The following is a 10,471-nucleotide window of genomic DNA, read 5'->3' as shown; positions in this document are numbered from 1 at the left end:
CGCATTCCCGTTCCCGACGCCCTGGAGCTCAACCGGGACAGGGAATCCGAGTGCACCAGTGCTGGCGTTCGCGCTCAGCAGCGGAGTCTGGCCCGAGGGCACGTTGACTCTCGCCGAGATGAACTCGACCACCAGCCGCTTTCCAGCGGGCACCTGGAAGCTCCCGCTGTCGGTGGTCGCGCCAGCATCGGTGAGGTCAACCCTGATCTCGAACGGCTCCCGATCGTCAGCGACGGAAACGCTCCCGCTCACACCGACATCGCCCGTCACGGGCACCGGCTTCGCGCTGGTGTTGCTGACGGCCACCGACCCTGCGACCGGGACCGGGTGCGCCGCGTCGTTGGAGACGAACACATTGAGGAGGGCGCCCGCGGCATGGGCGCCGGGGCCGCCGAACAACACACCGCCCAGGAGGAGGGCGAGTGCCAGTGCCAGGATCGCCCGACCTCGACGGCGCACCAGCGCGACGGTCGATCCGATCCCCCGAATTTCAGTGAAGGGTTTCATGCGGTTCTCCAGGTGAGCTGTGACGACCTCGAAGGCCGTTCCCTCCCCGCACCGATCACGCTAACTCCGGTTCGCCGTACCCGGCATGGCCCATTCGGACCAGATGTGCTCAGACGCTGATCGAAGGCTCCGTCTTCTCGCGGACCTCTTCCACGGTGACACCGGGGGCGAGCTCGACGAGCTTCAGCCCCTCGGGGGTCACGTCGAGGACACAGAGGTCCGTGATGATCCGCTCGACGACGCCGCGACCGGTGTACGGCAGCGAGCACTCGTCGACGATCTTGTAGGAGCCGTCGCGGGCGACGTGCTCCATCAGCACGATCACGCGCTTGGCGCCGTGGACCAGGTCCATCGCGCCGCCCATGCCCTTGACCATCTTGCCGGGGATCATCCAGTTGGCGATGTCGCCCGCGGCCGAGACCTGCATGGCGCCGAGGATGGCGGCGTCGACCTTGCCGCCGCGGATCATGCCGAAGCTGGCGGCGGAGTCGAAGAACGACGCACCGCGGCGCACCGTGACCGTCTCCTTGCCTGCGTTGATCAGGTCCGCGTCCTCTTCGCCTGCGAGCGGGTACGCCCCGACACCGAGGATGCCGTTCTCGCTCTGCAGGACCAGCTCGACGTCGTCGGCGACATAGTTGGGGACCAGCGTCGGCAGGCCGATGCCGAGGTTCACGTAGGACCCGTCGGTCAGCTCCGAGGCCGCCCGGGCGGCCATCTCCTCGCGCGTCCAGCTCATCGAACGGTCCTCTTCTCGATCCGCTTGTCGGCTGCCTCGTCGGCGGTCAGCTCGACCACCCGGTGCACGAAGACGCCCGGTGTGTGGACGTGGTTGGGATCGAGCTCGCCCGGCTCGACGAGCTCCTCGACCTCCGCGACGGTGATCCGGCCGCACATCGCGGCGAGCGGGTTGAAGTTGCGCGCCGAGTCGCGGAAGACGAGGTTGCCGTGGCGATCGCCCTTCCACGCACGGACCAGTCCGAAGTCGGCGATGATCGCGTGCTCGAGGAGGTACTCGCGCGGACCGTCGGCCGTCTCGAAGACCTGCGTCTGCTTGGCCGGCGAGGAGACGACGACATTGCCCGCGTCGTCGTACCGCCAGGGCAGGCCGCCGTCAGCGACCTGGGTGCCGACGCCGGTCGGGGTGAAGAACGCCGGGATGCCGGAGCCGCCCGCGCGCATCCGCTCGGCCAGCGTGCCCTGCGGGGTCAGCTCGACCTCGAGCTCGCCGGAGAGGTACTGCCGCGCGAACTCCTTGTTCTCGCCGACGTACGACGACACCATCCGCCGGATCCGCCGCTTCTCCAGCAGCAGGCCCAGGCCCCAGTCGTCGACGCCGCAGTTGTTGGAGACCACTTCGAGGTCGGCCGTGCCGGCCTCGAGCAGGGCGCGAATCAGCACCGAAGGGATCCCGCAGAGCCCGAATCCACCGACCGCCAGCGTGGCGCCGTCGGGGATGTCCGCGATCGCCTCGGCCGCGGTTGCCACCACCTTGTCCATGCTCCGATCCAAGAGTGCTGGCCGTTCCCCGTCAACGGCTGACCGGTGGACCGACGGGAATCACCCGCTCAGTGAGACCAGAGATGGGCTAGCGTTCATTGAGTGGACACCCCGTCGGACGTGGTCGGACGCACCGGAGCGGTGCTGCGCGCGGTGTCCGTCGCGGAGCCGGCCGGCGCGACCACCTCGGCGGTCGCCCGCCGCACCGGCCTGGCCCGACCCACGGTGCACCGGCTGCTCGCCTCCCTGCTCAGCGAGGGGCTCGTCGATCGCGACCCTGCCGGCCGCTGGCTGCTCGGCCCCGAGCTCTACCTGCTGGGCACCACCGCCGCGCCGCGGTACGACGTCACCGCACTGGCCCAGCCCGTCGTACGACAACTGGCCCTGGCCACCGGCGAGAGCGCGTTCTTCTCGGCCCGGCGCGGCAACGAGACCGTGTGCCTGCTGCGCGAGGACGGCAGCTTCCCGATCCGCTCGCACGTCCTCCACGAAGGCATCCGGTTCCCGCTCGGTGTGGGCACCGCCGGGCTGGCGATCCTCGCCTACCTCGGCGACAACGAGATCGAGGAGTACCTCGCGCGAGCCGACCTCACGACGTCGTACGGCGAACAGCACGGCCGCGACGCGGTGCGCGAGCGGGTGGCCACGACCCGCACGCAGGGGTACGCGATCAACCCGGGCCTGATCGTGGAAGGCAGCTGGGGCATGGGCGCAGCCGTCTTCGACGCCGAGGAGCAGCCCCGCTGGGCGCTGAGCCTGACCGGGATCGAGCAGCGGTTCGGCACGGACCGGCGTGGCGAGCTCGGCGAGCTCCTCCTGCGCGCGGCCCATCAGCTCACCCGGACGCTGAGGCCTCGTTCACCCGGGCCCGTCGCCCCTCCTCAGCGTTTCAACGACCCACCCTCCGGGTAACCATCCACGGCCCGCCGCACACTGACGACTCCCTACCCGGACAAGGACCGCCATGGCCGGACCCAAGGTCTTCTACGACAAGCTGATGGCGGGATCCCCCGCCACGGTGACTGCCCTGGAGACGAACGTCAGCACGGCGATGACCCACGTCCACGGTGCAGTGGAAGACATCCACCTGGCCGAGGGACGACCCGTCTGGGACAGCCCCGATGCGCGGACGCTCTACAACATGCGAGCCTGGGCAACGCGGGCCGTCGCCCAGGTCTCCTCGATGCGACTCAACCGCACCGAACTGTGCCTGCGGATGGCCGCAGACAACTACCGCGAGATCCGCCTTGATGCCGAGGACCTGTGGGCACAGTGGCGGACGCTCCGCCAGCCGCCCGTCACCCACCCGAACTTTCCCCAGATGCAGGCAGCCTGGACCCAGGCCTTCATCTACCTGGTCAGCCGCCACGACAATGAACTCGACCAGGCGCTGCAGTTCCTCTCCGCCAAGGCCCCGGACGAGGAGTGGTTCATCACCGGTCTCGTACGGGCGATGCGGTTCGACCTGGGGACGGGCAACGATCTCGGGCCGCTGATCCCGGGGACCGCACTGACGGGCGACGACACCGGCCTGACCCCGCAGGGCCTCGGCTACGACCCAGCGACCGGAAACCTCGTCCAGACCAGCTACGCCGACGGCCGATCGGTGCTGACGATCATCGATCCCGACACCGGGACGGTCATCAACACCGTGGACCTCGGTCCGGCCGGCAGTGACGCCCCCGGACATGCCGGCGGAGTCCAGGTGGACGGGGACTCGGTGTGGGTCAGTGGCGGCGGCCAGATGTTCCGCTACTCCCTGGCCGACATCACCGCGACGACGCCGGGAGGCACCGTTCCGGTACAGGGCACAGCGGCCCATCCCGATGGCGTCGTCGACGTCGAGGCGTCGTCGTTCAGCACGATCCACGACGGGGTGATGTACGTCGGCCGGTGGGAGGCCAATCACTACCGCCCGGGCGAGCTCTACAGCTACGCACTGGACGAGAGCAGCGGCAGGTGGGAGAGGTCCGGTGGCCCCTGGAGCATCCCCGGCGAGACGCAGGGCATCAGCATCCGCGACGACCGGATCTACTTCTCCATCTCCGAAGGGCGCCACTTCGACAGCACGCTGCGTTCCTACGACTTCAACCACCTGCAGGAGACGGGAAAACTGGGCAGCCCGCTCGGCGAGGAACGACTGCCTCCGATGTCCGAGGGCATCGTGGCCCTGCCGGACGGTGTCCACACCACCTACGAGTCCGGCTCGTCGTCGTACTCCTCACCAACCGAGGTGAAGGGCGCCCATCCGTATGGCGGCGTCGGTTCCCTGTGGCCCGGCTTGAACATGACGGTCACGCCGTACGGCGAGCTCGGCGGCGACGAGATCGCGCTCGAACCACCCACCCTCGACGAGGCCAGCCGGCTCTTCGGCCAGGCCGAGACTGCCCTCGACACGTGCGACCGGGAGATCGCAAGGCTGCACCTCCCGGCGACCTCGCTGGGCGACGTGGAGAATGCCGGAGTGTTCGCTCGCGCGGTCAACGACCACCTCTCCACCACCTCTCGCTGGCTCGACGAGGGTCGGGTGTCCGCAGCAACCACGCGGGCCGGGTTGATCGAGACCGCGCGCGACTACGAGGAGACCGACAACGGAGCCGCCATCGCCGCCACGCGATTGGCCGAGCGTCTCCAGGCCGGCTACGCGAACACCACCGAGAAGGTCAACGAGCACTACCAGCGCGGCAGGGACGCGGTCGAAGGAGCCGTCGACGAAGGCGTGGAGCGCGGCCGGGACTTGATCGAGAAGCTGCCGGGGCTCGGCTGATGACGCGTCCCGTGCAGGGTTCGCGCGTCCCCGTCGGCGCGACCACCCTTCTGCTCTCGATCCTGGTGACCGGGCTGCTCGCCGCCTGCGAGGAGGACACACCCGAACGACCGGCAGGCGACTGGCCCGCCGCTGAGACGCTGGTCGCACGGGACGGGCTGGTGTGGTCAGCCGCGAACGTCGTCCATCTCGGCGATGGCAGCACCGTCGACGTCGGTGAGCCGATCCGTGCGTTCGTGGTCGCCGGCGACGGGATCTTCTACCTCGGCGTCGGTCCAGGAGGTCACGGATGGACCGACCTTCGCTACGCCCCCGCCGACGGCGGAGACGTGGTGAAGACCGGCGCCCGTCCCGAGCCGGAGTCGATCACCGTGTCGCCCGATGGTCGGCATCTCGGATTCGTCGATCGCGCCGACGTCCCCGCGGCCACCGTCGTCGTCGACCTGACGACCGGCACGGAGGTCGTCTCGTCCAACGACGGGCTGACCGACTCCGAGGACCTCGAGGCCGCGTACGACGAGGTCGAACCGGCGGTGCTGGCGATCGACGACGACTCCGCGTGGGTGAAGACCCTCGACGGCGTCCTCGAGTTCGATCTCGGCTCGGGCGAGAGCACGGCGTCGAACCGGAGCGCCGACGACGTACGACCGGCCCGACCCGACGTCCGGACGGTGCCCAACCCTGCGGGCACCTGGACCATCGACAACCAGTCGCCGGGCGGCCCGCACCTGGTGGCCGGGAACGGCCGGGAGGTTCGGGCGGTCCTCACCGAGGACGACCTCAGCGGCCCGTTGACCGCCGATCCGTCGACTCCTTGGGACGACAGCACGTTCTGGGCCCTCACCCGGTGGCTCGATGACGACACCGCGGTCGCGATCGTGGCCTACGGCGAGTCGCTCATCCTCGTTGCGTGCCCGGTCAGTACCGGCGACTGCGCGCCCCTGCCGGGCGGTGGCCCGGACGCCCACTGGCCGCTCGATCTCCCCGCCCCCTGATCCCGCGGTGACCCTCCACGGCGTTCTACGTACGTGGTGGAAATACGTATCCAACTGAGTGGGATTACGGGTGTGCGGCGGTGTCGAGAGGCGCACCATCGAAGTGTGCTCATCACGGAGCACCCTCCACGCGGAAAGGAGGCCTGTCATGACCTGGCACACCTCAACGACGACGAAGTCCGAGCTGCACGCGCTGCTCGCCCAGATCCGGCACCAGGGCGGAACCGTGGCGAGCTGCCACCGGTGCACGGCCGGCCTCGAGATCACCTGGTTCACCCTCTGACCGCTGTCCCGGCCGGACCGTGCGTCAGAGCGCAAGCCGCCCGAACGCGTCGGCCGGCTCGGCGCCGGAGGACACCTCCGCGAGCTCGGTCAGGCAGCGGTCGACCGTGAGCACGTTGCCGTAGACCAGGCCCCGCAACAGCGCCTGTGTCGGCTCCGCCCCGTGCGAGAGGAAGAGCATCGTGCGGAACAGGACGACGCCGCTCTCCAGGTCCACCTGGAACGCGCCGGTCAGCAGCTGCCAGTTGGTGCGTACGACGATCTCCGTCATGGCACCACGGCGGTCGGCGGGCACGGTGAACGGCAGCACCGACTCGAAGGCCAGCTGGCCGAACGGGTCATAGGGCCGGGCCCGGCAGTCCCACTCGCCGTCGGTGCCGACGAAGTGGGTGTCGATGCAGGGCAGCGCGTCGTACGTCCCGGGCTCGACCGGCCAACCGTCCTCGATCAGGAACCGCAGGGTCTGCTCGAACATCAGGCGGGCTCCATCTCGTCGACCAGGACGGCCCGCAGGGCCCGAGCCTGGGAGAAGCCGGGCTCGATCTCGAGGGCCCGGTCGGCCCACCGTCGCGCCACCTCGAGGTCGCGCAGGCCCCGACGAGCCACGCCCATGGCGAAGGCGGCGGGAGCGCTGTCCGGGTGCTCCTTGACCGACAGCTCCAGGAAGTCGGCCGCACGGGCGAAGCGATCCATCGCCGAGAACGCCAGCCCCAGGCACAGGGCCAGGTCGGTCGGCTCCCCGGTGGGGAACCAGTTGTCCCACACCCGCAGCAGGACCCGCTCGACCTCGTCACGGCCCTGGTCGGGCACCCCCGGCAGCGTCTCCAGCAACCGGGGCAGCAGCTCGACCAGGAGGACGGGGTCGAAGTGGGTCAGCCGCAGGCACGCCAGCATCGACTCGACGGACTCGCTCCCGCCCAGCAGCGGACGGACCAGGAAGAAGTTGTCGGGGCCGGTGTCGACCAGGTGGTCCTGCATCGCAGCGGTGAGGCCGGCGGGATCAGCGACTTCTCCGCGCACGAACGCGGCGACGACCAGGCTGCGGGCGGGGTCGCGCGGCAGCACGGCCACGCCTCCGAGCCGCCGGGTGTGCCGGGCGATCAGGTCGAAGTTGACCATCAGCGAGAAGCCGGAGCCGTGCGGGACGACGGACGGCTCGACCTGCGAACACAGGTCGAGCGGGCTCACGTGGCCCTTGTCAGCGACGAGCGCACAGGTGGGTGCGTCCGTGAGGCCCTCGAACAGGTCGAGACAGGCCAGCGCGCCGGTCGGCACCAGGACGGCGGTGTCGTCGAGGGTGTCGCGGTAGGTCTCCAGGATCGGGGCGACGTCCTCGGGAAGCTCGCCGCAAGGAACCACGTCCCACACGATGTCGGCGGACCGGAGATCGGCAGGCACCTCGGCGGTGGCCTCGTACAGCTCGCCTCCGCGGACGACGTAGGCATCCGCGCGCAGCGTGTCGAAGACGTAGTTGGCGATCCCGATGACCGGGCCCTGCAGGCTGCCCGGCCCGAGGGACCGGCCGGAGACGACCATCTCCGTGGGGTGCAGGTCGTCGGCGTCGAGGACGGCGAAGTCGAGGAGTCCCTCCTCGACCAGGGGCCGGTACGACGGGTGCGCGGCCCACGCTGCAACGCGCTGCGCCGCGAAGTCGGTCAGCACGTAGGTGAACGGGCGGTCGGGGGCCAGCGCGCGGAGGTGGCGCACGAACAGGTAGCCGAAGCGTCCCGACCCACCACCGATCTCGACGATGTGGGGCCGCTTCGCCGGATCGTCGTCTCCCTCGGAACGCGGCACCGAGCGCAGGAACTCCAGCGCGAGCCGCGCGTAGGTGTGGGCGATCGTCGGGTTGCCGGTGATGTGGTGCGGGACCATGCCCGAGCCCCACAGCCCCTCCGCGCCCTGGTCGTAGAACTCGCGCTGCCGCTGCCACAGGGGGGCGCGCGAGAGGCGGTCGGCGGGTGCCCGGAGGTCGTCGTCCGTGGCGGGGTCGGTACTGGCGCCGAGCACCGACGCGATCGTCTTCCCGGGGCGGCGGGCGGCGCGCTGCTCACTCATCGTCGCCGTCCATCCACGCCAGTTCCGCCGGACGCGCAGCGCCGTCACCCTCGAAGTCGACCGAGGCGCCGTCGACCTTGACCGTGCGGAACCCACCAGCGATCGGCTCACCGATCTCCAGGCCGTCGATCGATTGCGTCCAGCCCGGCTCGACCGGCCCCTCGATCGAGACGCCGAGGCCGACCGTCGACTGATCGGCGATCGCGCTGTCGGCGTCGAAGTTCGAGGTGCGGACGCTCACGTCGACCAGTCGTACGACGATGGCCTGGTCGCCGACGTGGCGCAGGGACGCCGTCGCGGGGCTGCCGGTGGAGACGTCGAGCTCGAGCGCCGCCACCGGGTGGTCGAGGAGATCGGTGTGGAGGTCGCGGAGCAGCCTGACCAGCGTGGCCGCCGGCTCGGGCGGCTCGACGCCGGCGCCGAGGCTCAGCCCGAATCCTTCGGCGTTGACCTGCTCGGTGGCGCCGCCACCCGACGCCCCCTCGGGCGCAGCGCCCGGCGGTGCCCCTGCGGCCGCGGCCAGCGCCGCGACGAGGGCATCGCGCTCACCGTCGTCGAGGGTCCGCCCGAAGCGCCCGACCCGCTGGCCCGAGCTCTGCCAGCCGACCACGGCTCCCTGCTCATCGACCTTCAGCCCGGCGGAACGGGGCGGTCGCCCGGGCGCCGTACGGGTGAACAGGATCACCGTCGCTCTGCCTTCCACTTGTCGGCCTTGCCGGACTGCAGGGTCCATTCCCGGGCGAGGATGTTGATGAAGGGCTGGACGTGGCGCGGCTCGATCGGGTGCTCGTGTGCCGGAGCGCCCTTGCCGCCGCCACCTCGTGCGGGGGTGGTGGTCATGCTGCCCATCAAGCTGTTGTTGGAGTAGAGGAACGGCGTGACCGACGCCGACAGGTTGCCCTGGAATCCCGGGACGCCCTTCGCGAGGAAGGCAGCCTGGATGTCGGCGTACACCGATGCGCCACCGTTGGCCTGGGCGTACTTCTGCGCGACGAACCGGGAGAAGCCACCCTGCTGCCCGTTGAGGGACGCCACCACGGCAGCCAGCCGGGCGCCCCACCGCTTGTCGTTCCGGGCCTCGATCGGCGCGGTGAGCGTGTCGTCGAGAGGCAGCTTGGCCTTGATGTCGGCGGCCATCTTGGTGGCATCCGCCTCGAGCCCGGCGGGAGTACCGACCCCGGGCTCCTCACCGGTCACCTGCCGGTAGTGCTCCTCGGTGCGGTTGTACTCGTCGGCGAGGCCGATCAGGTGCCCGAACTCGTGCGGGGCCATCGACCGGCGATCGTCGATCGTGTACCAGGTGCCCGAGTCGGAACGGCTCTCCAGCCGCTCGGCACGGGTCTTGGCCTTCGGGTCGAAGCGGTAGACGTCGACGTCGTGGCCGGCACCCCGCTTGGCCTCGAAGTTGATGTTCATCTTCTTCTTCTTCGGGTCGTCCTGGTTGACGGCAGCGAAGGTGCTCCAGATCTCCTTGATGTCGCTCAACCACTGGCTGATCCGGCCGTCGACGCCCGACTGCTTCTTGTGGAACGCGATGCCGAGCGAGATGTTGAGCGCGGTCTTCGTCAGCTTCCAGTCGTACGACGCCGTGGTGCCGACGTTCTTGACCCCCTCCACCTCCTCATGCCAGTCGAACTCGACATGCCCCTGGGTCGCGGCGCCGGCGGTCTCGAGCTTGGCCCAGGTGGTCGGGTCGGCGATCCCGGTGGCGGGCAGGGGCACCGACGACTGGAACAGCTTGAGCCCGGCGTCCGTGCGCGGCCCGAACTTGCCGTCGACCGTGAGCGCCTTGCCGGCCTTGCCGCTGTTGTTGAGCCGCTCCTGCAGCTCCTTGACGGCGACGCCCTTCGACTTGAGCTGCAGCTGGGCGTGCGTCCCGCCGGCCGGGTTGTCGAGGTCGGCCTGGCTCTGGCCCGGCCCGATCACGACCGTGTCGTTGGCGCTGACGTTGACCGACGGGGCGCGGGCCTTGAGCTGGGCGTGGGTGACGCCCTCGACCACGCCGTCCTCGGTGACGCCCTTGACCCCCTCGGCGATCAGCCGCTTCTGGAACGCCTTGGCCGCGGTGGTGGTCTGGGGGTCGAAGCGCCCGGTGATCGCCAGTCGGGGAGAAGCCCCGACGCCGTTGAGCTGCTGCTGGATGATGCCGACCTCGGTGCTCGGCCCGTCGCCCTCCCGGGCACGCTGCACGGTCACGGCCTGGACGAACTGGGCCACCACGCGGTTGCCGACCTGGCGCTGCAGCTGCGCCATGGGGTTCAACGGCGCGGGCTGGCGCTGCCCGAGGCCCTCGTCCTGATCGGGCACGCGGGCAGGAGGCTTTCGACGGCGCACCCGCTCGGCCATGCGGCCACGATAGGTC

Annotated in this window: 11 protein-coding genes; 4 read left to right on the top strand and 7 right to left on the bottom strand. The window is 70.2% G+C overall.

The features are described 5' to 3' along the window. The 3 genes from ACOADB_RS27660 to ACOADB_RS27650 all read right to left on the bottom strand — a co-directional run. A partial coding sequence (locus tag ACOADB_RS27660; protein WP_378606704.1) for a hypothetical protein occupies positions 1 to 507 on the bottom strand: 507 nt, incomplete at its 3' end. A 109-nt stretch (positions 508 to 616) separates the two neighbouring features. After that, on the bottom strand, positions 617 to 1,246 hold the full coding sequence (locus ACOADB_RS27655; RefSeq protein WP_378606701.1) for a CoA transferase subunit B: 630 nt from the start codon (positions 1,244 to 1,246) through the stop codon (positions 617 to 619). After that, the gene (locus tag ACOADB_RS27650; protein ID WP_378606698.1) at positions 1,243 to 2,007 is read right to left on the bottom strand and encodes a CoA transferase subunit A; all 765 of its coding nucleotides are present in this window, start codon (positions 2,005 to 2,007) and stop codon (positions 1,243 to 1,245) included. Before ACOADB_RS27650 ends, ACOADB_RS27655 begins: the two co-directional genes overlap by 4 nt. A 102-nt stretch (positions 2,008 to 2,109) precedes the next feature. Between ACOADB_RS27650 and ACOADB_RS27645 the strand changes: the two genes are divergently transcribed. From ACOADB_RS27645 to ACOADB_RS27630, 4 genes are all read left to right on the top strand, one after another. Further along, positions 2,110 to 2,919 carry an IclR family transcriptional regulator gene (locus tag ACOADB_RS27645; RefSeq protein WP_378606695.1) on the top strand — a complete coding sequence of 270 codons (810 nt, stop codon included), beginning with the start codon at positions 2,110 to 2,112 and terminating at the stop codon, positions 2,917 to 2,919. Between the two features lie 52 nt (positions 2,920 to 2,971). Continuing rightward, positions 2,972 to 4,774, top strand: coding sequence for a hypothetical protein (locus ACOADB_RS27640; protein WP_378606692.1), 1,803 nt, complete (start codon positions 2,972 to 2,974; stop codon positions 4,772 to 4,774). Continuing rightward, positions 4,774 to 5,769, top strand: a complete 996-nt coding sequence (locus ACOADB_RS27635; RefSeq protein ID WP_378606689.1) for a hypothetical protein — start codon at positions 4,774 to 4,776, stop codon at positions 5,767 to 5,769. The genes ACOADB_RS27640 and ACOADB_RS27635 overlap by 1 nt, the downstream gene beginning before the upstream one ends. A 148-nt stretch (positions 5,770 to 5,917) precedes the next feature. After that, the gene (locus tag ACOADB_RS27630; protein WP_378606686.1) at positions 5,918 to 6,052 is read left to right on the top strand and encodes a hypothetical protein; all 135 of its coding nucleotides are present in this window, start codon (positions 5,918 to 5,920) and stop codon (positions 6,050 to 6,052) included. A gap of 24 nt (positions 6,053 to 6,076) precedes the next feature. Here the strand turns inward: ACOADB_RS27630 and ACOADB_RS27625 are convergent, their stop codons facing one another. From ACOADB_RS27625 to ACOADB_RS27610, 4 genes are read right to left on the bottom strand one after another with little or no spacing between them, the layout of a single operon-like run. Further along, the gene (locus ACOADB_RS27625) at positions 6,077 to 6,526 is read right to left on the bottom strand and encodes a YbjN domain-containing protein (protein ID WP_378606683.1); all 450 of its coding nucleotides are present in this window, start codon (positions 6,524 to 6,526) and stop codon (positions 6,077 to 6,079) included. Then, entirely contained in the window at positions 6,526 to 8,109 is a 1,584-nt protein-coding gene (locus ACOADB_RS27620) for a tetratricopeptide repeat protein (protein ID WP_378606680.1), read from the bottom strand. Before ACOADB_RS27620 ends, ACOADB_RS27625 begins: the two co-directional genes overlap by 1 nt. Next, positions 8,102 to 8,794 carry a hypothetical protein gene (locus ACOADB_RS27615; RefSeq protein WP_378606677.1) on the bottom strand — a complete coding sequence of 231 codons (693 nt, stop codon included), beginning with the start codon at positions 8,792 to 8,794 and terminating at the stop codon, positions 8,102 to 8,104. The genes ACOADB_RS27620 and ACOADB_RS27615 overlap by 8 nt, the downstream gene beginning before the upstream one ends. Beyond that, on the bottom strand, positions 8,791 to 10,455 hold the full coding sequence (locus ACOADB_RS27610; RefSeq protein ID WP_378606674.1) for a peptidoglycan-binding domain-containing protein: 1,665 nt from the start codon (positions 10,453 to 10,455) through the stop codon (positions 8,791 to 8,793). The genes ACOADB_RS27615 and ACOADB_RS27610 overlap by 4 nt, the downstream gene beginning before the upstream one ends. Positions 10,456 to 10,471: the final 16 nt, after the last annotated feature.

This window comes from Nocardioides sp. CPCC 206348 (genome assembly GCF_048654705.1).
Taxonomy (GTDB): Bacteria; Actinomycetota; Actinomycetes; order Propionibacteriales; family Nocardioidaceae; genus Nocardioides.
The sequence above is the reverse complement of the archived record's forward strand: the minus strand, read 5'-3'. Positions and strand labels throughout refer to the sequence as shown.

Bases quoted from the DNA above. Each gene is read 5' to 3' on its own strand.
- ACOADB_RS27620 (WP_378606680.1), bottom strand. From the start codon at position 8,109: ATGAGTGAGCAGCGCGCCGCCCGCCGCCCCGGGAAGACGATCGCGTCG.
- ACOADB_RS27640 (WP_378606692.1), top strand. From the start codon at position 2,972: ATGGCCGGACCCAAGGTCTTCTACGACAAGCTGATGGCGGGATCCCCC.
- ACOADB_RS27635 (WP_378606689.1), top strand. From the start codon at position 4,774: ATGACGCGTCCCGTGCAGGGTTCGCGCGTCCCCGTCGGCGCGACCACC.
- ACOADB_RS27630 (WP_378606686.1), top strand. From the start codon at position 5,918: ATGACCTGGCACACCTCAACGACGACGAAGTCCGAGCTGCACGCGCTG.
- ACOADB_RS27625 (WP_378606683.1), bottom strand. From the start codon at position 6,526: ATGTTCGAGCAGACCCTGCGGTTCCTGATCGAGGACGGTTGGCCGGTC.
- ACOADB_RS27650 (WP_378606698.1), bottom strand. From the start codon at position 2,007: ATGGACAAGGTGGTGGCAACCGCGGCCGAGGCGATCGCGGACATCCCC.
- ACOADB_RS27655 (WP_378606701.1), bottom strand. From the start codon at position 1,246: ATGAGCTGGACGCGCGAGGAGATGGCCGCCCGGGCGGCCTCGGAGCTG.
- ACOADB_RS27610 (WP_378606674.1), bottom strand. From the start codon at position 10,455: ATGGCCGAGCGGGTGCGCCGTCGAAAGCCTCCTGCCCGCGTGCCCGAT.